20 protein-coding genes and 1 tRNA gene are annotated in these 25,727 nt (G+C 62.8%); 15 read left to right on the top strand and 6 right to left on the bottom strand.

What is annotated here, in order from left to right; translation table 11 throughout:
* The first annotated feature begins 208 nt into the window (after window positions 1-208).
* The 3 genes from SB764_RS06215 to SB764_RS06205 all read left to right on the top strand — a co-directional run bounded on the left by SB764_RS06215 (window position 209) and on the right by SB764_RS06205 (window position 3,031).
* Entirely contained in the window at window positions 209-1,153 is a 945-nt protein-coding gene (locus tag SB764_RS06215; protein WP_065064324.1) for a LysR family transcriptional regulator, read from the top strand.
* 156 nt (window positions 1,154-1,309) lie between these two features.
* Window positions 1,310-2,512: an NAD-dependent formate dehydrogenase gene (locus SB764_RS06210; RefSeq protein ID WP_065064322.1), complete on the top strand. Its 1,203-nt coding sequence runs from the start codon at window positions 1,310-1,312 to the stop codon at window positions 2,510-2,512.
* A 6-nt stretch (window positions 2,513-2,518) separates the two neighbouring features.
* A complete protein-coding gene (locus SB764_RS06205; RefSeq protein WP_065064321.1) occupies window positions 2,519-3,031 on the top strand; it encodes an HPP family protein in 513 nt (170 codons plus the stop codon).
* 84 nt (window positions 3,032-3,115) lie between these two features.
* On the opposite strand, the gene SB764_RS06200 is transcribed toward SB764_RS06205, so the two are convergent.
* Both SB764_RS06200 and gltP read right to left on the bottom strand, forming a co-directional pair.
* A complete protein-coding gene (locus SB764_RS06200) occupies window positions 3,116-4,405 on the bottom strand; it encodes an aminotransferase class V-fold PLP-dependent enzyme (RefSeq protein WP_065064319.1) in 1,290 nt (429 codons plus the stop codon).
* A 57-nt stretch (window positions 4,406-4,462) separates the two neighbouring features.
* Entirely contained in the window at window positions 4,463-5,788 is a 1,326-nt protein-coding gene (gltP, locus tag SB764_RS06195; RefSeq protein WP_410862965.1) for a glutamate/aspartate:proton symporter GltP, read from the bottom strand.
* 147 nt (window positions 5,789-5,935) lie between these two features.
* Here gltP and SB764_RS06190 point away from each other — a divergent pair, with 147 nt between their 5' ends.
* Window positions 5,936-6,844, top strand: a complete 909-nt coding sequence (locus SB764_RS06190; protein WP_065064315.1) for a LysR family transcriptional regulator — start codon at window positions 5,936-5,938, stop codon at window positions 6,842-6,844.
* Between the two features lie 96 nt (window positions 6,845-6,940).
* Here SB764_RS06190 and SB764_RS06185 read toward each other — a convergent pair whose 3' ends face one another.
* On the bottom strand, window positions 6,941-8,074 hold the full coding sequence (locus tag SB764_RS06185; RefSeq protein ID WP_065064313.1) for a hypothetical protein: 1,134 nt from the start codon (window positions 8,072-8,074) through the stop codon (window positions 6,941-6,943).
* A 4-nt stretch (window positions 8,075-8,078) separates the two neighbouring features.
* Window positions 8,079-9,713 carry a hypothetical protein gene (locus SB764_RS06180; RefSeq protein WP_410862963.1) on the bottom strand — a complete coding sequence of 545 codons (1,635 nt, stop codon included), beginning with the start codon at window positions 9,711-9,713 and terminating at the stop codon, window positions 8,079-8,081.
* Between the two features lie 580 nt (window positions 9,714-10,293).
* On the opposite strand from SB764_RS06180, the gene SB764_RS06175 reads away from it, so the two are divergent.
* From SB764_RS06175 to SB764_RS06165, 3 genes are all read left to right on the top strand, one after another.
* A complete protein-coding gene (locus SB764_RS06175) occupies window positions 10,294-11,931 on the top strand; it encodes a methyl-accepting chemotaxis protein (RefSeq protein WP_074981038.1) in 1,638 nt (545 codons plus the stop codon).
* A gap of 170 nt (window positions 11,932-12,101) precedes the next feature.
* Window positions 12,102-13,358: a D-amino acid dehydrogenase gene (locus SB764_RS06170; RefSeq protein ID WP_074981036.1), complete on the top strand. Its 1,257-nt coding sequence runs from the start codon at window positions 12,102-12,104 to the stop codon at window positions 13,356-13,358.
* Window positions 13,359-13,405: 47 nt separating this feature from the next.
* Window positions 13,406-14,323: a glutamate/aspartate ABC transporter substrate-binding protein gene (locus SB764_RS06165; protein ID WP_321941789.1), complete on the top strand. Its 918-nt coding sequence runs from the start codon at window positions 13,406-13,408 to the stop codon at window positions 14,321-14,323.
* 155 nt (window positions 14,324-14,478) lie between these two features.
* Here the strand turns inward: SB764_RS06165 and SB764_RS06160 are convergent.
* Window positions 14,479-14,555: transfer RNA gene (locus SB764_RS06160), tRNA-Val, on the bottom strand.
* Between the two features lie 95 nt (window positions 14,556-14,650).
* On the bottom strand, window positions 14,651-15,448 hold the full coding sequence (locus SB764_RS06155) for a DNA-binding transcriptional regulator (RefSeq protein WP_410862961.1): 798 nt from the start codon (window positions 15,446-15,448) through the stop codon (window positions 14,651-14,653).
* Window positions 15,449-15,688: 240 nt separating this feature from the next.
* Here SB764_RS06155 and SB764_RS06150 point away from each other — a divergent pair, with 240 nt between their 5' ends.
* The 8 genes from SB764_RS06150 (at window position 15,689) to SB764_RS06115 (ending at window position 25,618) form a co-directional block, all read left to right on the top strand.
* The gene (locus SB764_RS06150; RefSeq protein ID WP_321904209.1) at window positions 15,689-17,539 is read left to right on the top strand and encodes a bifunctional 3-(3-hydroxy-phenyl)propionate/3-hydroxycinnamic acid hydroxylase; all 1,851 of its coding nucleotides are present in this window, start codon (window positions 15,689-15,691) and stop codon (window positions 17,537-17,539) included.
* Between the two features lie 17 nt (window positions 17,540-17,556).
* Window positions 17,557-18,516 carry a 3-carboxyethylcatechol 2,3-dioxygenase gene (locus tag SB764_RS06145; protein ID WP_176079741.1) on the top strand — a complete coding sequence of 320 codons (960 nt, stop codon included), beginning with the start codon at window positions 17,557-17,559 and terminating at the stop codon, window positions 18,514-18,516.
* A gap of 62 nt (window positions 18,517-18,578) precedes the next feature.
* Window positions 18,579-19,367, top strand: a complete 789-nt coding sequence (mhpD, locus tag SB764_RS06140; protein WP_065064299.1) for a 2-keto-4-pentenoate hydratase — start codon at window positions 18,579-18,581, stop codon at window positions 19,365-19,367.
* A gap of 25 nt (window positions 19,368-19,392) precedes the next feature.
* Window positions 19,393-20,343, top strand: a complete 951-nt coding sequence (locus SB764_RS06135; RefSeq protein WP_065064297.1) for an acetaldehyde dehydrogenase (acetylating) — start codon at window positions 19,393-19,395, stop codon at window positions 20,341-20,343.
* A 12-nt stretch (window positions 20,344-20,355) separates the two neighbouring features.
* On the top strand, window positions 20,356-21,381 hold the full coding sequence (gene dmpG, locus SB764_RS06130) for a 4-hydroxy-2-oxovalerate aldolase (RefSeq protein WP_074981028.1): 1,026 nt from the start codon (window positions 20,356-20,358) through the stop codon (window positions 21,379-21,381).
* Between the two features lie 149 nt (window positions 21,382-21,530).
* Window positions 21,531-22,778 (top strand): 3-(3-hydroxy-phenyl)propionate transporter MhpT, encoded by a 1,248-nt coding sequence (gene mhpT, locus SB764_RS06125; protein WP_410862958.1) that lies wholly within the window; start codon window positions 21,531-21,533, stop codon window positions 22,776-22,778.
* Between the two features lie 61 nt (window positions 22,779-22,839).
* Entirely contained in the window at window positions 22,840-23,724 is an 885-nt protein-coding gene (locus SB764_RS06120; RefSeq protein WP_074981365.1) for an alpha/beta fold hydrolase, read from the top strand.
* A gap of 184 nt (window positions 23,725-23,908) precedes the next feature.
* A complete protein-coding gene (locus SB764_RS06115) occupies window positions 23,909-25,618 on the top strand; it encodes a dihydroxyacetone kinase family protein (protein WP_322007017.1) in 1,710 nt (569 codons plus the stop codon).
* Window positions 25,619-25,727 lie beyond the last annotated feature (109 nt).

Genomic DNA, 25,727 nt, shown 5'->3' with positions numbered 1-25,727 from the left:
ATGTAGAAAGGGCAAGACGAAACGTCTTGCCCTTTCTTTTTTACATGCCCGATTCTGTCGATATTTCCCCTCTCTACGACGCCGGCAGAGGAACACGCTGCGATGACGTACAAAGTTAGCGTAATATATCAGCGGACATAACGGGCGGAACGTCGCGGACGCGTCATGAAAAAAGATGCGCGGCGCCCACCGGATCGGGAGACAGGCGATGTTCATCCGGCAACTCAACTACCTGGTGACGCTGGCCCGCGAGCAGCACTTCGCGCGCGCCGCCGAGCTATGCAACGTCACGCAGCCGGCGCTGTCGTCGGCGATACGCAGCCTCGAAAACGAACTCGGGCTCGTGATCGTACGCCGCGGGCGCCGCTTTCTCGGCCTCACCGAGGAGGGCGAACGCGTGCTCGGCTGGGCGCGCCAAACCATCGCCGCGCTCGATCACATGCGGCAGGACGTGTCCGCGTCGAACCTGCTGACCGGCACGGTCAGAATCGGCGTGATTCCCACGACGATGCCGGTCGTGAGCATGCTCATCTCAACGTGCCGCGCGGCGCATCCCAAGCTGAGTTTCGCGGTGCGCTCGCTGAGTTCGGACGCCATCTTGCGCCAGCTCGACGACTACGAACTCGACATCGGCTTCACCTATCTCGACGATCACACCCAGGCCGGTTTCGAAGTGCATTCGCTGTATCGCGAACGCTACGTGCTGGTTTCGCCGTCCGGCGCGGGCGAGAGCTCGTGCTCGGGCGCGCGTCGCTGGGACGCGCTCGGCGATCTGCAATTCGGTCTTCTGGATTCCTCAATGCAGAACCGGCAGGTGATCAACGCTGCGTTTCGCCGCGCGGGCGTTCAACCGAAAGTCGTGCTCGAAGCCGATTCGCTGCTCACGCTGATGTCGAATGTGCAGCACGCCGGTTTGCACACGGTGCTGCCGCATAGCGTGCTGAGCGTGATGGACAGCGCGCAACGCGATGCCGTGACGCCGCTCGAACCCGAACTCACGCGCGAGATCGGTCTGATCGCGCGCGATCTGCCGTCGCGTCCGCCACTCGTTGCGGCCTTGTGGAAGGCCGCGAAACACCTCGACATGCAAACGCGTTTCGACGCTTTCATAGCGCGGCCACACGCACCGCGAGAAGCGTTGCCCGCCGTTTGATAAGTCGCGTTTATCAGTTCATACGTCGAAAGAATTGGATCGCCATCGAGCTTCTCGTCGACACTCTGTCCGTCGATCGATCGCATGCAGCGCGGTCGTACAACCGGCGGCGCCCAGAGCCGCCGGATTCCCGTCCATCAGAGTGGAGACAACATCGTGGCTAAAATTGTTTGTGTGCTTTATGACGATCCGGTCAACGGTATGCCGAAGCAGTACGCGCGCGACACGATTCCCGAAATCACGCGTTATCCCGACGGACAAACCACGCCGACGCCGCGTGCCATCGACTTCACGCCGGGTCATTTGCTCGGTTGCGTATCGGGTGAACTGGGCCTGCGAAAATATCTGGAATCGAAGGATCATCAACTCGTGGTGACGTCGAGCAAGGACGGCGCGGACAGCGTGCTCGACCGCGAACTGCACGACGCCGAGATCGTGATCTCGCAACCGTTCTGGCCCGCGTACATGACGGCCGAGCGCATCGCGAAGGCGCCGAAACTCAAGATGATCGTGACCGCGGGCATCGGCTCCGATCACACCGATCTGCAGGCCGCGATGGATCGCGGCATCACGGTGGCGGAAGTCACGTACTGCAACAGCAATAGCGTCGCCGAGCATGTGGTGATGACGACGCTGGCGCTCGTGCGCAATTACATGCCCTCGCATAACTGGGCCAATAGCGGCGGCTGGAATATTGCCGATTGCGTCGAGCGCTCGTACGACATCGAGGGCATGCACGTGGGCACGGTGGCGGCGGGCCGCATCGGTTTGCGCGTGCTGCGTCTGCTCAAGCCGTTCGACATGAAGCTGCATTATCTCGATCGCCACCGTTTGCCGGAGTCGGTGGAAAAGGAACTGAATCTCACGCATCACACGAGCCTCGAAAGCCTGACGCGCGTGTGCGATGTTGTCACGCTGAATTGCCCGCTACATCCCGAAACCGAACACATGATCAATGCGCAAACGCTCAAAAATTTCAAGCGCGGCGCGTATCTGATCAACACGGCGCGCGGCAAGCTCTGCGATCGCGACGCGATTGTCGATGCGCTGAAAAGCGGTCAACTCGCGGGCTATGGCGGCGACGTCTGGTTCCCGCAGCCCGCGCCCGCGGATCATCCGTGGCGCAGCATGCCGCATCAGGGCATGACGCCTCACATCTCCGGCACGAGCCTGTCCGCGCAGGCGCGTTATGCGGCGGGCACGCGCGAAATTCTCGAATGCTATTTCGAGGGCCGTCCGATTCGCGACGAGTATCTGATCGTGCAAGGCGGCAAACTCGCCGGCGTGGGCGCGCATTCATACAGCGCGGGCAACGCGACGAAGGGTTCGGAAGAAGCCGCCCGCTTCAAGGCGGCCTGATCGCTTATGACGACTCCGTCCGCCGCTTCCGCAAGCGCTAACGGAGCCTCGACGTGGCGCACCCAGGCCGGCGGTATTCTGCTCGCCGGCCTGGGCGCGTTCGTTGGATTGGCTCTCGTGGGCGTATTGGCGCAAGAGACCTCGGAACCGTGGATTCTCGGTTCATTCGGGGCCACCTGCGTGTTGCTGTTCGGTTTTCCGGCCAGCCCGTTTTCGCAACCGAGAAACATCATCGGCGGCCATGTGCTGACCTCGCTAACGGGACTCGTCTGCTTGCATCTGTTCGGTCCCGGCTATATGCCGATGGCGATTGCGGCCGCATCCGCACTGATGCTGATGATGCTGACGCGCACGGTGCATCCGCCTGCGGGCAGCAATCCGGTGATTATCTTCGCCGCGCAGCCGGGCTGGTCTTTCCTGGTACTCCCAACCATGTTGGGCGCCGTCGCGCTGGTGCTGATCGGCTGGATTTACTGGTCGGTCGTCAAGCGGGGAGCGTGGCCGCATCGGCCGAAATGATTGGCGAAGGGGATCGTGCGGGTTGGTATGCAGACGCGCCGGGTCAGCGAATCGAATCCCGGCGCGTCTGCATTTCATTTTGCGTTATTGGCTGCGCCGGTTCGCAATGGCAATCTCTTCCGTCACGGCGAGAAACTTCGCCATATCGCCGGGCGCGTGACAATGCAACGGCGAGATGCGAACCGCACCGTCGAGATTGAACGATTTCAGCATGCGCCCGGAATACAGGCTGGTCGCGATCCGTTCATAGACGATCACACCGCGTTCTTCATAAGCGCGCACGGCGGCGGTCGGATCGAGATGATCGAAGCCGATGCCGGCGATCAGATCTCGGCGCGTAAGGTCGTCGTGATCCCAGAATACGTGCACGCCTTCGATTGCCCGCAGTCCGCGCTGACCGTCTACGCCGTCGAGCAATAGCGCAAGCAAGGCTCGCTCGTGCATTTCGATACGTTGCATGCCGTGCACGAACAATTCTCGCCGGTCGTCGGCGTCGCTGAATTGTGCGCCGATCCACGTCACGTAATCGACGATGGCGCTCACCACCGCGAATTGCGCGGGCGCGGGGCTGCCGAGTTCCCAGACACCTTTTTCCTTCGCGGCGAGCCGATGATGCGGAAGCGCCGCGAGCCGTTCGGAAAGCCACGTCACGCCCGAACCCCGGCAGCCGAAAAACTTGTACGGCGCGAAGTTGATACCGTCGACCGGCGTCTTTTGCAGATCGATTGCGGCGTGCGGCGCATGCTGAACCGCGTCGACGATGATGAAGATATCCGGCTTGCGCGCGCGCGCCCGTTCGACGATCTCGGCAATATCGAGCTTGGCACCCGAAATGTTCGACGCGTACATCACGCTCAATAACGCCGTGTCGTCGTCGATGAGCGCGACGATGGCATCGACATCGATACCGCCGGTTTCCACGTTGCTCGGCGCGACGCGCAGCGTTTTACCGGTGCGCTCGCAATACATCGTCATGGCATCGAACGACGACGGATGTTCGAGTATGGTCGTGACCGCGTTCGTGCCGGGCACGTTCTCCATGACCGCGCGCACCATCTCGAACATCGCCGCGGACGCGGTCAGCGAAAGATACACACTGCCGTTGCGCGCGTTGAGCATACGGCGAACGTCGTCTTCGCCCCGTGCCTGAATGTCCTGCAAAACGAGCGCGCGTTCGTGAATGCGCTCGGGACAATCGGGCAGCGCATCGACTTGCGCGAACGCTTCAAGCGCCGATTTCAATCTGAAAGAACCGCCGGCATTATCGAAAAAGAGGCGCGCTTTGCCGTCGATATCGTGATCGACATAATGAAAGCGGCCCTTGATGGCCTCCATGAGCGAATCGGAAAACAACTGTCCGCGATGGCTGCTCATCTCTTTGGTTCCTCGTTCCATGATTGCTGTTCCTGACTGATCGGTTCTTTTTGAATCTCATACGTCCAGCGACGCGACATAGGCTTTGCCTTTTTCCGCGTCGTACTGGCCTTCCCACTTTGCGATGATGAGCGGTGCGAGCGCATTGCCCACGACATTGAGCGCCGTGCGTCCCATATCCATGATCCGGTCGACGCCCGCGATAAAGGCGAGCCCTTCGAGCGGCAATCCGGCGCTCGCGAGCGTGGTCAGCAAAATGACGAACATGAAGCCGGGCACACCGGCCGCGCCTTTCGACGTCACCACCATCGTCAGGACGAGCACGATCTGTTCTTGCAGGCCGAGGTGAACGCCATAAAGCTGCGCAACGAACAGCGTGCCGATGCCGAGGTAAATCGATGCGCCGTCGAGATTGAACGTGTAACCCGTGGGAACCACGAACGTCGTGATGCTTTTCGGCACGCCGTAGTCCTCCATCTTTTTCATCAATTGCGGCAGAACCGTTGCCGAACTGCAGGTGGAGAACGCAATGATCAATTCGTCCTTGATGACGCGCAGCAGCGTGAAGATACTGAAACCAAACAGCCGCGCCGCCAGGCCGAGCACGAACACTGCAAACAGAATGATCGCGAGATACGTCACCGCAACGAGTTTAATAAGCGGCAGCAGCGAGCCAAAGCCGAAACTCGCCACCGTGACCGCGATCAGCGCGCACACGCCGAACGGCGCGTAACGCATCACCATGCCGGTGACCTTGAACATCGCGTCGCTCATGCCTTTGAACATAGCCAGCACGGGCTGGCGATATTCGGCGGGCACGGTTTGCAGGCCGAGACCGAACAGCACGGAAAAGAAAATGACCGGCAACAGATCGCCGCGACCCATCGCCATGACGATGTTGTCGGGAATGATGCTCAGCAACAGCGCCATGAAGCCGTGATGGCCCTGCGTCTGCTGCGTGGTCTGCTGATAGCGCGAGATATCGGTGTGGCCGAGCTGGGACAGATCGGTGCCGAGTCCCGGATGCAGCACGTTGCCGAGCACGAGGCCCAGCACGATCGCAATGGTCGTGACGACTTCGAAATAGATCAGCGTTTTCAGGCCGATACGCCCGAGCGAACGCCCGTCGCCGACCCCCGCGATGCCCATCACCATGCTCGTAAACACGATCGGCACGACAACCATTTTGATCAGACGGATAAAGATGTCGCCGGCCGGTTGCAGAAAGCCGTTGATGACCGATTCGCGCGAGCCGGGCAGACGGTTGAGCACCAGCCCCACCGCAATACCGACGATAAGCCCGATAACGATTTGCCACGCGAGCCCGACGCGCGGCTTGCGCGCCACGCGCTCGGGTTGAGGTGCTTCCATGACGGATTCCATGCGTTCTCCAGACACGTATCGATTGATTTGGATAAACCGAGCCTCGTCCGGGACTCGTCGAGAGAAAAATTAACCAGCCAAAATGAACTAAAAAAGCGATTTTTTTCTATGAGAAACTATCGCTTTTAGTGATGTGAAATTCGGGCCATGCTGACGTTCAAACAAATGGAAGCCTTGTACTGGATCGTTCAGCTTGGCTCCTTCGAGGCGGCGGCCACGCGCCTGAACACCACGCAATCAGCGATTTCGAAGCGCGTGCAGGAACTCGAACGCGCATTCGACGTGGCCGTGTTCGACCGCGCGAATCGCAGCGCGCGTCTCACGGAGAAGGGCACGGAATTCTTCGAGCACGCGAAGGAATTGCTGGAGCGACGCGATCAGATTGTCGAGCGCATGAGCTCGAAAGAAGCGCTGGTTCGACAGATTCGCATCGGCGTCACGGAACTCACGGCGCTGACCTGGCTGCCGCGTTTGATCGGGGCGATTCAGGCCGAGTATCCGAAGGTGAAGGTCGAAGCGGAGGTGGATCTCAACGCGACCCTGCGCGAACGGCTGGCGGCGGCGACGGTGGACGTCATCATCGTGCCGCAGACGCATGAGGTCGAGCCGTATGCGTCGACGCTCGTGGGCGAGGTGCAGAACGCGTGGATGTGCGCGGCGAGCCTCGCGCCGGGCAAGCGCGCGATCGCGCTCGCGGAGATCGCGAAATATCCGCTGATTCTGCAGGGCGGATTGTCGGGCACCGGGTATGTGTATAGCCGGTTTCTGGAAGAGCAAGGCGTGGCCTTGCAGAAGGTGCTCGCGAGCAACAGCCTGATCGCGCAAATCGGGCTCACGCTTTCGGGGCTGGGCGTCAGTTATTTGCCGCGGGCGTGTCTTGCACGCATGCTCAAGCGGCGCGCGCTAGTGGTCGTCCCGACGAGGCCCGAGTTGCCGCCGGTTAAATACGTCGCGATGCATCGCGCGGAGCGGGCGCATTCGTTGAGCGCCGCGGTGGCGCGGCTCGCGGCGCAGTCGTGTGACTTCTCGTCGAACCTGCTTGATCCGGGGAGTTGAAGCGCAAAGCGCAGCGAGATGCTGCAACGCGAGCACGCTTGCCGCCTTCCCGCGAGGAGCGGGCATGGCGCAGGCGCGCTCGCTCGCTAACCGATTCTAGAAGTGAATCCAGTGTGCCGCGTTGGCGAGACTGACCACGACGCCCACCAGCGCGACAACCGAGCATGCCGCGCTGATTCGCGCGAGACGCTGGACACGCACGTTCGCATCGTTGAATTTCGCCGCATTCAGATTGGCCGTGTTTTCGGCTTGTTCCAGTTGCGCCTTCAATTCATGCGACTGCTTTTTGCTCGCGTCGAGTTCCGATTTGAGTTGGGCGATCGAATCGGCATGCACGCCGATACGCGTGCCGTTCGCCTCGATACCCGCATTCATCGCTTGCTGGCGCGCGCTCAGAGCGTCGATGGCGAGTTGCGCTTGCGCGTGACGACCGTCCGTCGCTTCGATGCGCGCCACGAGCGCTTCGCCCTGCGCCTGCGTATGGCTCATATGGCCGCCGAGCGTTGCGGCGATCTCGTCGAGACGCGCGGCGCCGTGCGCTTGCGCGGTTTCGAGACGGCTCGTCAATGCGGCGCACTGCGCGTCAACCTGCTGGCTCAATTGCCCGGTTTTCTCCATCACCGACGCGCTGAGCGAAGCCGCCACGTCCTTCACGAACTGTTCGAGCGCGGCGTGGTCGTCGCGCATGCTGGCGGCGGTTGCCTGCACCGATTGAATCAGCTCGTTGCGCGTGCCTTTCACCTCCGACGCGATGGCGATAAGTTGCTTCGCACCTTCTTGCGTCAAACCGCGCAGCTCGAAGAAATCGTTGATCAGATTTTTCAGTTCGACAGCCTGAATATGCAGCTTCTGTTGCTGCTGATCGAGCTGCACCGTATGCGATTCGAGGCGTTCGGTCTGACGCTTGAGGTCGCGTTGCTGCGAGCCGATCTGATCTTGCTGATGCGCGAGCTTCTGCGACTGCATCATGCTGATGACCATCAGTTGCGCGAGGCTCTTGGAGAACTCCGCCTGCAACTCCTGCGCATCGAGTTGCGCGTCCTTCAGCTTGTCGTTGTGCCACCAGCGCATGAGCGCGTTGCGCTGCTCATGTTCGTTACGCGCGCGCTTCAGTTCGTCGAGCCGCTTGAAGTTGTTGCGGAACTTCAAGAGCACGTCGTTCACGTCGATCTGCGAAAGCAGATCGTGCGGGACTTCAATCTTGGCAATGTCCTGGATCAGGTCGTTCATGGTTTCAAGGTTTGGTGCAATAGTCTGCGAGCAGGCGCTCGAGTTCGTCGTCCATCTGCTTCATGTTTGCGAGGCCGGTGCCAAGCGCCTTGTGCGTGCTGGCACCGATCTCGACGGTGGCGGCGGCCGTATCCACGGCAGCCAGCAAGTGGTGTTCGGCTTTTTCCAGGTCTTCGGCCATTGCCTCGTAACAGGCGAGCATTTCCTGGTAGCGCTGCGAGTGCTGATACTGCTGCTCGATGAAGGTCGCAAGACGCTCGCCGAGCGCCGCATCGGCTTCGAGCGTGTCGATCTGCGCTTCGAGATGTTCGGTGCCGGTTTGCGACAGCCAGTCGAACAGGCGGTCGATCGCATAGACCGTCAACGCGGTCATCAGCCCGGTCAGAATGCCGGTGATGACGGGCGCGACATAAGCGGCCAGCGGCGCGAGAAAGGGAATGCTGACCAGAAAGCCCTTGATGGACTGCTCGAACAGAAGCCCGACGCTGGTCGTGATCACGCCCGCAATGATCTTCGTGGCCTGGCGCGCGGCTTCCATCGCCGAGAGACCCTTGGGCGGGAAGCAGACGATCTTGATGGCCTGCCAGAGTCCCTTGAAACTTTCACGGATGACCGTGACGATCTTCGCCGACGTCGTGACGACATTGTTGATGATGAACGTGAGCAGATTGCTCACCGCGCCTTGAACGCCGCCTTCGATGAGCGCGTCGAACGCATGCCCGAGCTTCGCCGTGACGCGATCGAGCGTGCGCTTGAGCGCCTCGGTCACGCGGTCGACGAGATTCTCCGTGGGCGCCGGCGTGCGCACGAGCGTGGCGACTTCCACATAGCTGCTGTTGACGAACTCGTGCAGCAGCACGCCCATCGCCTGGCGCAGTGCGTTCTTGCCCGCTTCCGTGGCGCAGGTGGAGGCGAGTTCCGCGCCTTGCTTCTTTGCCTGAGCCTTGAGCGTTTCGATCTTGCGATGACGATCGGCTTTATCCTGCGTTCTCTTGAGCAATTCCACGTCGACGCCGAACGACTCCGCGTTGGTTTGCCCGGGCGTTTTCTTGCGCTCCGCATTCGCCCAGTCGAGCTTGACCTTGTCCTGCATCGACTGATTGATATCGTGCTCGGCCGGAACGAGATTCTCCGGCGCATTCGCCATCTCCACGCGCTGCGCTTTGTTCATGAAGAGATTGGCGCGAGGGTCGATCTCGATGCTTTTGACCGAATTCACATGATCGAGATGCGTGCGTCCATCGCGCGGCAGTTCCTTGCCCGTATAAGCGCTGATGATGGGCTCGTCATTCTGGAACATCGCCTTGCGCTTTGCGGGAAACGTCTTGCCGTACGTCGTGCGGTCGATGGGATTCGACTGCTTGTCGTGCCATTCCGTATAGGCCGCGGCATCGTTTTGCGTCGCCGTAATGCCTTGTTCGAAATTGTGCAGCGTGGTGACATTGCCGCCGGTCTTGTCGTCGAACATGGCGGGCGTGAGGCCGAACGGACCGATGATCTGTTGCAGCGTTTGCTGTTTGCAGCTTTCGAGCAGTTCGTCGAGTCGCCGCTCGCGCAATTCGCGCGAACTCGGTGCCGATGTCTCCGTGGAAAGCGCGGTGCGGCTCGATAAAGCCGCGACGGGTTCTAATGTAGTCATATCGGAACGCAATCCGGGTCAATAAAAGCCTGCTTTAGTCAGGCAACGTCCGAATTACGATGAAGCCAGTCGGACGGAATACCGTCGAGTTATCGGCGGCTAGTTGTCATTCTTGAGGGGCGTTAAAAGTCGATAAAGACCAGTGCTGATGTGTGAATTCGTGTCAATGAATTCAGGCATGTTTTAAACAAATCGAGATTTAGAGAAATTTCGATAAAAGGAAACGTTTGCTGCGATCAATTGCAAAAGAAAGCCCATTTGGAAGGGCGGAAGAAGATCGCTAAAAAATACATTGAGCATGCCTGGGTGATTATTGCCCGGCAGGTAAAATACTATTTACCGCAATGCCTGCTCTTGCGCGTGGCCGGACGACGCGCCGGCCACATCGGCCATCGCCAATGCTTAATTAGAGTGGTAATTCCACGAATTTCCCAATAATTGAAACGAACGTCGCGAATATTCCGCTTTCCTCATGGATATCCCCTATAAGGGAGTGAATTAAACCTGCCGTTAGTCCCTGCGAAGCGCGAGATTGCGCGGGCGGCCACGCGCCGCGATAAAAAGCCAGGAGACCGACCAGATGCTCAGGAATATCACTATTCGCGGCGGGCTTACCCTCGTCATTGGCCTATTCGTCGCCTTTCTGCTGGTGGTGATCGGCGTGGCGTACGGGGCCCTCAAATTGACCAACGAGAGTCTCGTCGATACGCAGCGCAGCGCCCAGTCGCTCGCCGCGCTCAAGACGAGTTCGGAGCGGCTTCTGCAGGTGCGCCTCGCGCTGGGCGGCTACGAGACGCTGTTCAGCGTGGGCAAGTCCACGGAGGGCCTGCTCGAACAGGCGCACAAGGTGCTCGTCGATTCGAACAAGGATTTCGCGGGCTACAGCGCGGGCCCTTTCACCGACGACGAAGAAGCACGGCTCGCCAAAGCGGTCGCGCAGGCGCGTACGGCGCTCGTCGAGCAGGCGCTGGAGCCGGAGTACAAGGCGCTCGTCGACAACGACTTCAACACCTTCCGCACCATCCAGGGCGAGACGGCCGACCGCTATTACGCCATCTACGCGAAAGCGATCGACGCGCTCGAACAATGGCAGACCGCCCGCGAACAGCGCGATGGCGAGATCGCCGCCGAGCGCTTCCAGGTGTCGGTCATCGTGTTCGGCGCGATTGCCGTGATTGGCGTCGTGCTCGGTCTGTTCGCTCGAAAGGGGCTCGCGGCGGCCGTCGTGAAGCCTGTCGATCAGGCGATTCGCCACTTCCAGCGCATTGCGGCCGGTGATCTGACCGTGGACGTGCGCGTGCGCTCGAACAATGAAATGGGCCAGTTGCTCGGCGCGCTCGCGCAGATGCGCGAAGGGCTGATGGGCACCGTCGCGCGCGTACGCGGCAGCACGCACGAGATCACGCTGGGCGCGGATCAGATCGCGTCGGGCAATGCCGATCTGTCGAGCCGCACGTCGCAGCAGGCGGCGGCGCTCGAAGAGACGGCGGCGAGCCTGGAGGAGCTGGCATCGGCGGTGCGCCAGAACACGTCGGCGGCGAAGGAGGCGAGCGGGCTTGCGCAAGGCGCGCTCGACACCGTGTCGCGCGGCGCGGACGTGGTTGCGCGCGTGAACGAGACGATGAACGACATCTCGTCGTCGTCGCGCAAGGTCGAGGAAATCACCGGCATCATCGAAGGCATCGCGTTCCAGACCAACATCCTCGCGCTGAACGCGGCGGTCGAAGCCGCGCGCGCGGGCGAGGAAGGGCGCGGCTTCGCGGTGGTTGCCGCCGAAGTGCGCAGCCTCGCGCAGCGCTCGGGCACGGCCGCCAAGGAGATCAAGGAGCTGATCACGGCGTCGGTCGCGACGGTGGGCGCGGGCGCGCGTCTCGTCGACGAAGCGCGTCACACGATGGGCGCGGCGCGCGACGCGGTGGCGCGCGTGAGCAGCATCATGGGCGAGATCGAGGCGGCGACGCACGAGCAGAGCGACGGCATCGAGCAGGTGAATCGCGCGGTCGCGCAGATCGACGAGGTCACGCAGCGCAACGCGGCGCTCGTGGAAGAGGCCGCGGCTGCCGCGCAGTCGCTCGAAGCGCAGGCCAACACGCTGCGCGAGGCGGTGTCGGTATTCAATCTCGGCGCTGCGCAAGGGCATGCCGCGCGCCGGGGCGAACCGGGCGCGCCGGCCCTGGAAGGCGCACGGCATGCGGGTGCGGAGCCGGCGCTGGCCTGAATTCGCCGTGCGCGCCGCGTCATCGGGACTTAACCTGAGGTTATATCCCCCGCGCAATTCGCAATTGAGTTCCGTTTTTTGCCCGGTAAGACTGGTGTGGTCGGTCTCGCGAGCGTGGCAGCGAAAGCCTCGCGTGACCCGGTCAAAACCAGTGGACTGAATAACGGGTTATGCGAATTTGCGTGTTGGGCGGCGGCGTCATCGGTGTGACGACGGCCTATTTTCTTGCTCGCGATGGACATCAGGTGACGCTCGTCGAGCGTCGCGCGGACGTGGCGCAGGAGACCAGCCACGCCAACGGCGGTCAGCTGAGCTACAGCTACGTGGCGCCGCTCGCCGATCCCTCGGTGCTGCCCAAGCTGCCGCAATGGCTGTTTTCACGCGATGCGGCGCTGCGTTTCGTGCCGCGTCTCGATCCGCATCAGTGGCGCTGGTGCGTGGAGTTTCTGCGCGCCTGCACGCGTGCGCGCAGCCAGCAGACCACGGCGGAATTGCTTGGTCTCGGCTTTCTGAGCCAGCGTCTGATGCACGAAATCGTCGCGCGCGAATCGCTCGATTTCGACTATGTACGCAACGGAAAACTCGTTGTGTTTCGCGATCGCGAAGGTTTTGAGGGCGCGTGCCGCCAGGCGCAGTATCAGGCGAAATTCGGCTGCGAACAGCACGCGCTCGACGGCGCGGCGTGCGTGGCGCTGGAACCGGCGCTCGCGCATATCGGCGGCGATATTGCAGGCGGCATTCATACGCCCGGTGAAGAAGCCGGCGATTGCGACAGCTTCACGCGTCATCTGGCGCGTGCCGCGCAGCGCGACGGCGTGCAACTTCAACTCGCGACTGAATTATCCGGACTCCGTATCAATGAATCGAATGTGCAGGCAGCCATCACGTCGCAAGGCGATATCGAAGCCGATGCCTTCGTGATGTGCCTCGGCTTCCAGAGTCAGCCGATGCTGGCCTCGCTCGGCGTGAGCGTGCCGGTTTATCCGCTCAAAGGCTACAGCCTCACGTTGCCCGACGCGCGCGAACACGGCGCGCCGCGCGTGTCGGTCACGGATGCGCATCACAAGGTGGTCTACGCGCCGCTCGGCGAACGTCTGCGCATTGCGGGCATGGTCGATCTCACGGGCATGAGCGCGCACGCCGATCGCGAGCGTATCGCGTTGCTCACGCGTCAGGCGCGCGAGACGTTTCCGCAAGCCGGCGATTACGACGCAATTCAAACGTGGACGGGCATGCGGCCTGCCACGCCGGACAGCAAGCCGCTGATCGGCACGACACGCTTTCGCAATCTCTGGATGAACACGGGGCACGGCGCGCTGGGCTTCACGCTCGCGTGCGGCAGCGCGCAACTGCTGGCGGACCGGCTCGCGAACCGCGCGCTGCCACTCGACGGCGACGCCTTCGTGCCGGCGCGTTGGACGCGTTGAACGATTTGTTTCACTACACCAGTCGGGAGAACAGGACGATGATCGGCATGAGAAAAATCGGGGTGGTCGGTGTGATCGGTGCGATTGGAGCAAGCGCACTGGCGGCAACGCTGTTCGCGAGCGCGGCGCAAGCGGAAGAACTCACGGGCACGCTCAAGAAAGTGCACGATACGGGCGTCATCGTGCTTGGCACGCGCGAGTCGTCGATTCCGTTTTCGTATTACGACCAGAATCAGAACGTGATTGGCTATTCGCAGGAAATCGCGCTGAAGATCGTCGAAGCGGTGAAGCAGAAAACCGACACGCCGAACCTCAAGGTGCGCACGATTCCCATCACCTCGCAAAATCGCATTCCGCTTGTGCAGAACGGCACGATCGACCTCGAATGCGGTTCGACCACGAATACGTTCGAGCGCCAGAATCAGGCCGCGTTTTCGAACAGCATTTTTCTGTACGGCATTCGCTTTATCACGCGCAAGGATTCGGGCGTGAAGGATTTCGCGGATCTCGCGGGCAAGACGGTGGCGACCACGGCGGGCACGTCCGACGAACGCATGCTGCGCAAGATGAACGAAGAGAAGCATATGAACATGACGATCATCAGCGCGAAGGACCACGCCGAATCGTTCCTCAACGTCACGACGGGCCGCGCAATCGCATTCGTGATGGATGAGCCGCTGCTGTACGGCGAGCGCGCGAAGACGAAGAGTCCGCAGGATTATGTGGTGACGGGCACGCCGCCGGTGTCGGAAAACTACGCGTGCATGCTGCGTCGCGACGATCCGCAATTCAAGGCGCTCGTCGACGAAACCGTCGCGAAGATGCAGACCTCGGGCGAGATGGCGAAGCTCTATACGAAATGGTTCACGCAGCCGATTCCGCCGAATGGCATGAATCTCGACTATCCGCTTTCGCAGCAGATGAGGGAACTGTTCGCGCATCCGAACGACAAGGCACTCGATTGAATGGCGAGTGTGATGCGCCGATTGGCGCGTGCTGAATAGCGTGCTGATGTGCGCGTATGAAGGCACAAAAGAAAATGGCGCAGACCCGTGAGGGAATGCGCCATATTCACTGCGTAAGCATGATAAAGCGCGCTACGCGATACCACTATATTCGTTGGTAGGCTCGATTGGATTCGAACCAACGACCCCCACCATGTCAAGGTGGTGCTCTAACCAACTGAGCTACGAGCCTGTAGAGAGCGCGAATTATAGAGACACTCTCGCAGGTGCGCAAGCCCCCTTTTCACAAATCGCGAAAATTATTGAAAAGCGCGTGGGCGGGCGCGTTCACGCCTCGCCTTCCTGCCGCTCCATCGCCTCCACCATTTCCTTCGCCGCGCGCTGCAACTCGGGCACGAACCGGCGCACCGCTTCCTGCGGCTGCATGGCCTGCTCCAGATAAATCACGTTAAGGCTCGCGAGCACGCGGCCATGCGCTTCGATCGCCACCGCAACGGCGCCGATCTTGCGCTGGTCGGCCCAGTCGCCGTGATTCGAGCCGAAGCCGTCCGCGCGCGTCTGCTTGACGAGATTGCGGATGAAGGCCGGGTCCGAGGCGAGCTTCTGCTGCTGCTCGCCGCCCGCGCCCGCGCGCAACAGATCGAGCATGTCCTCGCGTTCGGCCTCGGGACACATCGCCAGATAGACGCGGCCCGCCGCCGTGAGCAGCAGCGGCAAGCGGCGCCCGACCATCGAGCGGTGAAACGACAGCGGGCTGAAACGATGCGTGGTCTCGCGCACGATCATCGCGTCGCCGTCGGGCGTCGTGAGGTCGGACGGCCACACGATGCGTTGCATCAGCTGGCCCATGATCGGCGGCGCGACGGTGGCGATCAGTTCGTCGTCGGTGAAGCCTTCGCTCAACGCGCGCACGTTCAGCGTGAGCCGGAAGCTGTCGTCGGAGGCGCTACGCCGCACGAAGTTTTCTTCGACCAGCGTCTCCAGCAAACGCCGCACGGTGGTGCGATGCAGGCCCGTGGCCTCGCTCAGTTGCTGGCTCGTCGCGCGTCCGTTCTCCATCGCGTTGAGCGCCCGGAGCACCTGCAGACCGCGCGCGAGACCTCGCACGTTTGCATACTTCGTCATAAAAAATCTCTTTTAAATCAACTGTGTGCATTCTATGCACATTTCTGCGAAATTGTTGAGCGGGTGTGGGCGCGCCCCTAGACTCGCTTTCATTCACCGGCCTGCGGCAAAACGCCCAAGGCGGTGATCCGTTTCAGGCAAAACCTGTCAGCACCCGCAGCGGCCGCCGAGCCGCGCGACAGATCTGCATGGGATCGCACGCGGCGCATGAACGCCCGCGCGATCCAAACAGGAGACACCATGCACACCACGCCTCATCAGGCGGATTCCGTCCGCCCGCGCCAGCACGTTACCGACGTCGCCATCATCGGAGCGGGTCCGGTCGGCCTCACGATCGCCAATATTCTCGGTCTGCAAGGCGTGCGCGTCACGCTCATCGAAAAGCTCGATCAGATTATCGACTATCCGCGCGCAATTGGTTTGGATGACGAAGCATTGCGCGTTTTTCAGTCGATCGGTCTCGCCGATCACCTCGCGCCGCACACCACGCCCGATCACTGGATGCGCTTCGTGACGAAAGACGGCCACTGTTTCGCGTCGATCGAACCGCGCACCGACGAATTCGGCTGGCCGCGCCGCAATGCCTTTATTCAGCCGCTCGCGGATCGCGTGCTTTACGAAGGGCTCGCGCGCTTCGCTCACGTCGACGTGCTGTTTGGCCACGACGTGAATGGCTTCGTGCAGGACGCGCAAGGCGTGTCGATCGACGTGAGCGACGCCAGCGGCGAGCAGCGCACGATTCGCGCCGCGTACATGGTGGGCGCGGACGGCGGCAACAGCTTCGTGCGCCGCGCGCTGAACGTGCCGTTCGAAGGCCGCACGAAACCGAATCAGTGGATCGTGGTGGATGTGCGCAACGATCCGATCGGCTCGCCGCACATCTACATGCATTGCGATCACACGCGGCCTTACGTGTCGGCGGCGCTGCCGCACGGCATTCGCCGTTTCGAATTCATGGTGATGCCGGGCGAAACCGAGGAAGAACTTTCGCAGCCCGCCAACATGGCCGCGCTGATCCGCAAGGTGGTCGCGGACCCGGACAAGGTCGACTACATCCGCAAGCGCGTCTATACGCACAATGCGCGGCTCGCCGAAACGTTTCGCGTGGATCGCGTGCTGCTCGCGGGCGACGCGGCGCACATCATGCCGGTGTGGCAAGGGCAGGGCTACAACAGCGGCATTCGCGACGCGAACAATCTCGGCTGGAAACTCGCGATGGTCGCGAAGGGTCTCGCCGATGGCCGTTTGCTCGACACCTATACGGTCGAGCGCCGCGCGCATGCACGCTCGATGATTCACCTCTCCGAAGTCGCCGGCGATATCTTCGCGCCGACCACGCGTTTCGGGGCGCGCTTTCGCGATGCGTTCGTGAAGTCGATGAACGTTTTCCCTTCTGTGAAGCGCTATTTCGTCGAAATGCGTTTCAAGCCGATGCCGCGATACGAAGCGGGCGTCGTGTTGTTGCCGCCGCCGCAAGCGCAGGGCGGCTGGCTCGCGCGCACGCTCGAAGGCGCAGGCAGCGGACCGGTCGGTCGCCTGCTCGGACTGATGAGCCAGAAGCGCGATTCGCTGCTCGGGCGTCTTGCGTATGGCCGCGATCCACATGCTGCGTCGCCGGTGGGCCGCATGTTCGTGCAGCCGCGCGTGCGTCTGGCCGATGGCCGCGTCGTGCGTCTGGACGATGCGATCGGCAACGGTTTCGCGCTGCTCGCCTGGGGCGCGGACCCGACCTTCGGCCTCACGCCGCAGGCGCGTGCGTTGTGGGCGAGTCTGGGCGCGCGCTTCGTGGTCGTGAAGCCGGACGTGCAACTCGATTACGGCGACGACGTGCCGCCCGACGTGCTCGCGATCGGCGACGTGCAGGGCCGCCTCAAGGACTGGTTCAGCCGTCTGCCGGAGTCGGTCGTGCTGCTGCGCCCCGATCGTTTCGTGGCGGGCGTATGCACGCCACAGCAGGTCTCGGACGCCATCGTCGAACTTGCGGGCAAGCTCGGCATGAGCGCCGCCGCCGTGAACGACGCGCGAGCCGCAGCACCGATATCGCGCCCCGCGCTTGCCGACGTTGCCGTCGCGCGCGTCGCCGAAGCTTGAGCAGGAGCCTCACGACCATGCCCATTCACCTCGAATGTCTCTCGCACACGCCGTTGCACGGCTACTTCGATCCGCGTCCCGACGTGGTCGAGGAAGTCGAACGCGTGGGTCGAGCGGCGCGTGCGCGCGTCGATGCCTTCAATCCCGATCTGATCGTGGTGTTCGCGCCCGATCACTTCAACGGTTTTTTCTACGATGTGATGCCGCCGTTCTGCATCGGCGCGAAGGCGCAGGCGATCGGCGATTTCAAGAGCCTCGCGGGCGACTTGCCGGTGCCGTCGGTGCTCGCGCATGAACTCACGGAGCACGTGCTGGCCGCCGATATCGACGTCGCGCTTTCGTATCGCATGCAGGTCGATCACGGTTGCGCGCAGGCGCTCGAAGTGCTGACGGGCGGTCTCGATCGCTATCCGGTGATTCCGGTGTTCATCAATTCCGTCGCGCCGCCGATGGCGACGCTGCGCCGCGCGCGTTTGCTCGGCGATGCGATTGGCCGTTTTCTGTCGCGCACGAATCGGCGCGTACTCGTGGTCGGTTCGGGCGGCATCTCGCATGAACCGCCGGTACCCGAACTGATCGGCGCGACGCCTGAAGTGGCCGAGCGTTTGATCGCGGGCCGCAATCCCTCGGCCGAATCGCGCGAGGCGCGTCAGGCGCGCACCGTGGCGGCGGCGCGCGCGTTTTCGCAAGGCGACAGCCCGCTGCATCCGCTCAATCCAGAATGGGATCGGGCGTTTCTCGCGCAGCTCGCATCGGGCGAGCTGACCGCGGTGGACGGCATGACCAACGCCGCCATCACGCGCGACGGCGGCAAGTCGGCGCACGAGATCCGCACCTGGGTGGCCGCGTTCGGCACGCTCGCCGCGTATGGCGACTATCGCGCGTCGCTCGATTACTACCGCGAGATTCCCGAGTGGATCGCCGGTTTCGCCGCCATGCACGCGTCGCCCGCAAGCGAATGGCGTGCGGCGGCCTGATCGACGCCGATCGAAACGATCAAAGCAATCGATCGCGATTCATAGAAACAAGGAGAGTTTGCATGACCGATCAGCATCGCATCGCGACGCTCGCCGCGCAACTGCGCGAAGCGGAGCGTACACGCAACGTGGTCGAGCCCGTGCGCGGCGAGATCGCGCTCGACGACATCGCCACGGCTTATGCCGTGCAACAGGCGAACGTGGACCTGCGTGTGAAGAACGGCGAGCGCATCGTGGGCCGCAAGATCGGCCTCACGTCGCTCGCGGTGCAAAAGCAGCTGGGCGTGGATCAGCCCGATTTTGGCGCGCTGTTCGCGAGCATGGCGCACGGCGACAGCGAAGCCATTTCGCTCGCGCAACTGATCCAGCCGAAAGTGGAAGCGGAAATCGCGCTCGTGCTCGCACGCGATCTCACGCATGAAAAGCACACCTTCGTCGACATCCTGAATGCGAGTGCGTATGCACTCGCGGCGATCGAAATCGTCGATAGCCGGATTCGTGATTGGGATATTCGCTTCGTCGATACGGTCGCCGACAACGCATCGAGCGCGCGTTTCGTGGTCGGCAGCCGCCCCGTGCCGCTCGCGCAGATCGACTTGACGGCGTGCGCGATGGAGTTGTCGCGCGACGGCGAAGTGCTCTCGCGCGGCAACGGCGCCGCGTGCCTCGGCAATCCGCTCAACGCAGCCGTGTGGCTCGCCGATCGCATGGTGCAGCTCGGCACGCCGCTGCGCGCCGGCGACGTGGTGCTCACGGGCGCGCTCGGCCCGATGGTCGCCGTGAAGGAACCCGGCACCTACACCGCGCAGATCGAAGGCCTCGGCGGCGTTCGCGCGACTTTCACTGCCTGATTGACAGGCCGAAACAGGAATTAACATGGCTTCCGAAAAACTCAAGGCAGCGATTATCGGCTCCGGCAACATCGGCACGGACCTGATGATCAAGATCATGCGCAACAGCCGGCATCTGGAGATGGCGGCGATGGTCGGCATCGATCCGAACTCCGATGGCCTCGCGCGCGCCGCGCGGCTCGGCGTGGCGACCACGCACGAAGGTGCGGAAGGGCTTACGCGTCTGCCCGTTTTCAACGATATTGACTTCGTGTTCGATGCAACATCGGCGGGCGCGCATGTGAAGAACGACGCGTTGTTGCGCAAGCTGAAGCCGTCGATTCGCATGATCGATCTGACGCCCGCCGCGATCGGTCCGTATTGCGTGCCGGTGGTGAATCTCGACGCGCAGATCGACGCGCCCAACGTGAATATGGTCACGTGCGGCGGTCAGGCGACCATTCCCGTCGTGGCGGCGGTCTCGCGTGTGGCGAAGGTGCATTACGCGGAAATTGTCGCGTCGATCAGCAGCAAATCGGCGGGGCCGGGTACGCGCGCGAATATCGATGAATTCACCGAAACCACCTCGAAGGCGATTGAAGTGGTCGGCGGCGCGGCGAAAGGCAAGGCGATCATCGTGCTGAATCCGGCGGAACCGCCGGTGATGATGCGCGATACCGTCTACACGCTTTCCGAACTCGCCGACCGGGACGCGATTGAAAAATCGATTGAAGACACCGTGGCGAAAGTAAATGCCTACGTGCCCGGTTATCGGCTCAAACAAAAAGTGCAATTCGACGAAATTCCGGCGAACGCACCGTTGACGATTCCCGGCCTCGGCACATTCAGCGGCCTGAAAACTTCGGTGTTTCTCGAAGTGGAAGGCGCCGCCCATTATCTGCCCGCGTACGCAGGCAATCTCGACATCATGACGTCCGCCGCGCTCGCGACCGCCGAGCGCATGGCGCACACGCTGCTGAGCGTGCAAGGCGCGTAAGGAGCACAAGCGATGAGCAAGAAACTCTATATCTCCGATGTGACGCTGCGCGACGGCAGTCACGCCATTCGTCATCAATACTCGATTCAGAACGTGCAGGACATTGCACGCGCGCTCGACAAGGCGAAAGTCGATTCGATCGAAGTCGCGCACGGCGACGGTCTGCAAGGATCGAGCTTCAATTACGGCTTTGGCGCGCATAGCGATCTCGAATGGATCGAAGCCGTCGCGGACGTGGTGCAGCACGCGAAGATCGCCACGCTGCTGTTGCCCGGCATCGGCACGATTCACGATTTGAAGGCTGCTTATGAGGCAGGCGCGCGCGTCGTGCGCGTGGCCACGCATTGCACGGAAGCCGATATTTCGAAGCAGCACATCGAATATGCGCGCGAACTCGGCATGGACACGGTCGGCTTTCTGATGATGAGCCACATGACCACGCCCGCCAATCTCGCCGTCGAAGCGAAGAAGATGGAAAGCTACGGCGCGACCTGTATTTACGTGGTCGATTCGGGCGGTGCGCTCACGATGAACGACGTGCGTGATCGCTTTCGCGCCGTCAAACAGGTGCTGAAACCCGAAACGCAAACGGGCATGCACGCGCACCACAATCTCTCGCTGGGCGTGGCGAATTCGATCGTCGCGGTGGAAGAAGGCTGCGATCGCATCGATGCATCGCTGGCGGGCATGGGCGCCGGCGCGGGTAACGCGCCGCTCGAAGTGTTTGTCGCCGCGGCCGAACGCATGGGCTGGCATCACGGCACCGATCTCTACACGCTGATGGACGCCGCCGACGATATCGTGCGTCCGTTGCAGGATCGTCCGGTGCGCGTGGACCGCGAAACGCTCGCGCTCGGTTATGCCGGCGTGTATTCGAGTTTTCTGCGTCACTCGGAAGTGGCGGCGAAGAAATACGGCCTGAAAACCGTGGATATTCTCGTCGAACTGGGCAAGCGCCGAATGGTGGGCGGACAGGAGGACATGATCGTGGATGTCGCGCTCGATCTGAAGCAGCGCGCCGCCGCGCGTCAGCCGTAATGCAACGCCGCGTATCGACATCGAGCGATACGCGGCGTTGTTGCGATGGGCGATTCGATATTCAAACCATAGCCGGCGAACAAGATCGGCTGAAGACAACTTTGGAGACTTTTCACATGACGTCGCGAATCGGTGGTGCTGGAGGAAGCATGGGCAGTTCGGCGAGCAACAAGGTGACGATCGGGCTGTGTCTTGCGATCGCGCTGCTCGAAGGACTCGATCTGCAATCGGCGGGCGTGGCGGGACCGCGCATGGCGAAGGAGTTCGCGCTGAGCGTTGCGCAGATGGGCTGGGCGTTCAGTGCGGGCGCGATCGGCTTGCTGCCGGGCGCGGCGTGCGGTGGACGGCTCGCGGACCGCTTTGGCCGCAAGCGTGTGCTGATGGTGTCGGTCGCGCTGTTCGGCGTGTTCTCGCTCGCGACCACGCTGGTCTGGAACTTCGAAAGCCTGCTGATCGCGCGCCTGATGACGGGGCTCGGACTCGGCGCGGCCATGCCGAACCTGATCGCGCTGTGCTCGGAAGCGGCCGGTCCGCAGCAGCGCAGTACGGCGGTGGGCGCGATGTACTGCGGCATGCCGTTCGGCGCGGCGATTGCGGCGCTGATCGGCATGCTCGGCGCGAGCCCGACGAGCTGGCGCGACGTGTTTTACGTCGGCGGCCTCGGGCCGATCGTGATGTTGCCGCTGCTCGGCGCGTTCCTGCGCGAGTCGCAGCAATTCGTGGCGGCGCGTGCATCGCGCGTCTCCAGCGCCGCGCGCGACGAGGTGCCGGGTATCGGCGAAGCGCTCTGGCGCGCGGATCGCGCACGCACGACGATCGCGCTGTGGATCAGCTATCTCGGCACGCTGATCGTGCTGTATTTCCTGATGAACTGGCTGCCTTCGATGGTGCTTGCGCGCGGCCTCACGCGCGTGCAATCGAACATCGTGCTGATGATGTTCAACATCGGCGGCGGCATTGGCGCGGTGACGATCGCGACTGTGATGGACCGCTTCGGCCGTCGGCGCACGGTGATCGGCATGTACGTGGGGATCGCCGTGGCGCTGGCGGCGCTCGCGAGCGCGGGCGGCGCGACCGCGATGGCGTGCGGCGGCCTGCTCTGCGGGCTCTTTCTCGTGGGTGGCCAGTCGGTGCTTTACGCGCTCGCAGGCCACGCGTATCCGACCGAAGTGCGCGGCACGGGCGTGGGCGCGGCGGTGGCGGTGGGGCGGCTCGGCTCGATTCTCGGGCCGCTCGTCGCCGGCCAATTGTTCGCGATCGGACAAAGCCCGTCGATGCTGGTGGCGTCGAGCATTCCGCTCGTCGTGATCGCAGCGATCGCAGCCTTGACCGTGGTGGGCGGATTCGCGCGGCGAGAGTCGATGGAAAAGCAATCGCCTGAAATTCAGGGTGTCTAACTAATTTAATGGAGAAAGCATGGCTTTCTCCGTGACGAGCGTTTACAGCAAGGACAACATCATGACTGCAACTGCATCAGCGATTACGGAAACCGCGACGAGCCGCTTCGCGAACGTGAAAGACGGCGATCAAACGCTGCGGATTCACTATAACGACACCGGCGCGCCGAACGACAACGCGAACGGCGAAACGGTGGTGATGCTGCACGGCTCGGGCCCCGGCGCGAGCGGCTGGGCCAACTTCAATCGCAATGTCGAACCCCTCGTGGCGGCGGGCTATCGCGTGATCCTGATGGACTGCCCGGGCTGGAGCAAAAGCGATCCGATCGTCTGCACGACCTCGCGTTCGGAACTCAATGGCCGTATTCTTAAAGGCCTGCTCGACGCGCTCGATATCGAGCGCGTGCATATTCTCGGCAATTCGATGGGCGGCCATAGCGCGGTGGCGTTCGCGCTCGGCAATCCGCAGCGCGTGGGCAAACTCGTGCTGATGGGCGGCGGCACGGGCGGTCCGAGCAACTTCGCGCCGATGCCCACCGAAGGCATCAAGCTGCTGCAAGGGCTGTATCGCGAGCCGACCATCGAGAACCTCAAGCGCATGATGAACGTGTTCGTCTACGATGCGAGCGCGCTGACCGAGGACCTGATGCAGGCGCGTCTGGACAATATGCTCGCGCGCCGCGATCACCTCGAGAATTTCGTGAAGAGCCTCGCGGCGAATCCGAAGCAGTTCAACGATTATGGTCCGCGTCTGGGCGAAATCGCCGCGCCCACGCTGGTGATCTGGGGCCGCGACGACCGCTTCGTGCCGATGGATACGGGCCTGCGTCTGCTTGCGGGCATGCAGAACGCGCAGCTGCACGTGTTCAATCGTTGCGGCCATTGGGCGCAATGGGAACATGCCGACGCGTTCAATCGCATGGTGGTGGATTTTCTCGCGCATTGAAGTCGGACTAAGACGTTGCGCAAAAACGGCGCGCTTTCGGGTTTCGGCCCGGAACGCGCCGTTTTTGCGTTTCGCGCCCGCAAGCCCACGCCCACCCCGAGCGGCGTACACTGGCTGAACCCGGCGGCGCGCGATGCGCGCTGCATGGCACCCGGGATGTCCAACCGCTTTCGACAGGGTCGTCATGAAGAAACTGGTCAATCACCCGTCCGACGTCGTGCACGAAATGCTCGAAGGCATTGCGTTGCAGGCGCCCAACGTCGTCATCCTCGGCGACGAAAACGTGCTTATTCGCAGGGACATTCCGGAGCCGGCGTCGCGGCCCGTCGCGTTGATCTCGGGCGGCGGCAGCGGCCACGAGCCCGCGCATGCGGGCTATGTGGGCGCGGGCATGCTGAGCGCGGCCGTTTGCGGCGAGGTCTTCACGTCGCCGCCCACGAGCGCCGTGCTGGCGGCCATCCGAGCGACGGCGGGGCCGAAAGGCGCGCTGCTGATCGTCAAGAACTACACGGGCGACCGCCTCAACTTCGGCCTCGCGGCGGAACTGGCGCGCGCCGAGGGCATTCCCGTCGAAGTCGTGACCGTGGCCGACGACGTGGCCTTGCGCGGCCACGCCGAGCGCAGCCAGCGGCGCGGCATCGCGGGCACGGTGCTGATCCACAAGATCGCGGGCGCGGCGGCGGCGCGCGGCACGACGCTCGAAGTGGTGGCCGCCGTCGCGCGCGACGCGGTGGCCAATCTCGGCACGATGGGCGTGGCGCTCGATGGCTGCACGCTGCCGGGCGTCGCGCAATCGAGCTTCACGCTCGCCGACGATGAAATCGAGCTGGGCCTCGGTATCCACGGCGAAAAAGGCGTCGAGCGCAGCGCGCCGTTGCCCGCGAACGAACTGACCGAAGCGCTGCTCGTGAACGTCCTCGACGAACTCGCGATCACGCGCGGCGAGCGCGTCGCGCTGCTTGTCAACGGTCTGGGTGCCACGCCGCAGATGGAACTCGCCATCGTGCTGCGCGCGGCCTGCGCGAGCCTCGCGCGCCGCGAGTTGCGCGTGGAGCGCGCATGGGCGGGAACGTTTTTATCGGCGCTGAACATGCCGGGCTGTTCGATTTCGCTGATGCGTGTCGACGACGGCAAACTCGCGCTGCTCGACGCCGCGACCGAAGCGCATGCGTGGCCCGGCAAGGGCTGCCTGAATCGCACGGTGCGGCTCGATACGTCCGGCGTGCAGCGCGAGGACCATGCCGCGCCGGTGCTCGATGCGGCGGGCACCGAACGCGCGACGCGCATCAAGGCGGCGCTCGATGCCGTGGCCCAGGCGCTGACCGATAACGAATCGCGGCTCACCGAACTCGACGCGCAAGCGGGCGACGGCGACCTCGGCGCGAGCATGCGCCGCGCGGCCGACGCCATGAACGCCACGCCGATGCACGCGCTCGCGACGGCGCCCGATGCGTTGTCGTCGCTGGGCGTGAGTTTGCACAAGGCGATCGCGGGCAGTTCCGGGCCGTTCTACGCGACGGCGCTGCTGCGTGCGTCGCGTCATCTGCAGGGATCGGCGCAACCGGCGGCGCAAGAATGGGCGCAGGCACTGCGCGGCGCGATCGACGCGATCAGCGAACTCGGCGGCGCGAAGGCAGGAGACCGAACGATGCTCGATGCGCTGATTCCCGCGAGCGATGCGTTCGAATCGGCCCTGAAACAAGGGCTCGACACGCAACGCGCGTGGGCTGAAGCGGTGACGGCGGCGGAGCATGGCGCGCAGGCGACGGCGCATATGCTTCCGCGCGTGGGGCGAGCGAGTTATCTGGGCGCGCGCGCCGTGGGGTCGCCCGATGCGGGCGCGGTGGCGGTGGTCTGCTGGCTGGCGGCGCTGCGGCCGCATGTGGGGAAGTGATGGGGTTTGGGATCGCTCAAGCGTTCAAGTTTGATACTCGCGCCGGAATGTTTAGCGTATTTTCGATTTCCGGTGCGGACTTTGGCGCGATGACAAGATGCCGCAGACG

The sequence above is a fragment of the Paraburkholderia sp. SIMBA_027 genome, from assembly GCF_046535315.1.
Classification (GTDB): domain Bacteria; phylum Pseudomonadota; class Gammaproteobacteria; order Burkholderiales; family Burkholderiaceae; genus Paraburkholderia; species Paraburkholderia tropica.
The sequence above is the reverse complement of the archived record's forward strand: the minus strand, read 5'-3'. Positions and strand labels throughout refer to the sequence as shown.

Excerpts from the sequence above, each read along its gene's own strand:
- SB764_RS06115 (WP_322007017.1), top strand. The coding sequence starts at position 23,909 with ATGAAGAAACTGGTCAATCACCCGTCCGACGTCGTGCACGAAATGCTC.
- mhpT (WP_410862958.1), top strand. The coding sequence starts at position 21,531 with ATGGGCAGTTCGGCGAGCAACAAGGTGACGATCGGGCTGTGTCTTGCG.
- SB764_RS06145 (WP_176079741.1), top strand. The coding sequence starts at position 17,557 with ATGCCCATTCACCTCGAATGTCTCTCGCACACGCCGTTGCACGGCTAC.
- SB764_RS06180 (WP_410862963.1), bottom strand. The coding sequence starts at position 9,713 with ATGACTACATTAGAACCCGTCGCGGCTTTATCGAGCCGCACCGCGCTT.
- SB764_RS06215 (WP_065064324.1), top strand. The coding sequence starts at position 209 with ATGTTCATCCGGCAACTCAACTACCTGGTGACGCTGGCCCGCGAGCAG.
- SB764_RS06155 (WP_410862961.1), bottom strand. The coding sequence starts at position 15,448 with ATGACGAAGTATGCAAACGTGCGAGGTCTCGCGCGCGGTCTGCAGGTG.
- gltP (WP_410862965.1), bottom strand. The coding sequence starts at position 5,788 with ATGGAATCCGTCATGGAAGCACCTCAACCCGAGCGCGTGGCGCGCAAG.
- SB764_RS06165 (WP_321941789.1), top strand. The coding sequence starts at position 13,406 with ATGAGAAAAATCGGGGTGGTCGGTGTGATCGGTGCGATTGGAGCAAGC.
- SB764_RS06185 (WP_065064313.1), bottom strand. The coding sequence starts at position 8,074 with ATGAACGACCTGATCCAGGACATTGCCAAGATTGAAGTCCCGCACGAT.
- SB764_RS06135 (WP_065064297.1), top strand. The coding sequence starts at position 19,393 with ATGGCTTCCGAAAAACTCAAGGCAGCGATTATCGGCTCCGGCAACATC.
- SB764_RS06205 (WP_065064321.1), top strand. The coding sequence starts at position 2,519 with ATGACGACTCCGTCCGCCGCTTCCGCAAGCGCTAACGGAGCCTCGACG.
- SB764_RS06200 (WP_065064319.1), bottom strand. The coding sequence starts at position 4,405 with ATGAGCAGCCATCGCGGACAGTTGTTTTCCGATTCGCTCATGGAGGCC.
- SB764_RS06150 (WP_321904209.1), top strand. The coding sequence starts at position 15,689 with ATGCACACCACGCCTCATCAGGCGGATTCCGTCCGCCCGCGCCAGCAC.
- dmpG (WP_074981028.1), top strand. The coding sequence starts at position 20,356 with ATGAGCAAGAAACTCTATATCTCCGATGTGACGCTGCGCGACGGCAGT.
- SB764_RS06175 (WP_074981038.1), top strand. The coding sequence starts at position 10,294 with ATGCTCAGGAATATCACTATTCGCGGCGGGCTTACCCTCGTCATTGGC.
- SB764_RS06120 (WP_074981365.1), top strand. The coding sequence starts at position 22,840 with ATGACTGCAACTGCATCAGCGATTACGGAAACCGCGACGAGCCGCTTC.
- SB764_RS06170 (WP_074981036.1), top strand. The coding sequence starts at position 12,102 with ATGCGAATTTGCGTGTTGGGCGGCGGCGTCATCGGTGTGACGACGGCC.
- SB764_RS06190 (WP_065064315.1), top strand. The coding sequence starts at position 5,936 with ATGCTGACGTTCAAACAAATGGAAGCCTTGTACTGGATCGTTCAGCTT.
- mhpD (WP_065064299.1), top strand. The coding sequence starts at position 18,579 with ATGACCGATCAGCATCGCATCGCGACGCTCGCCGCGCAACTGCGCGAA.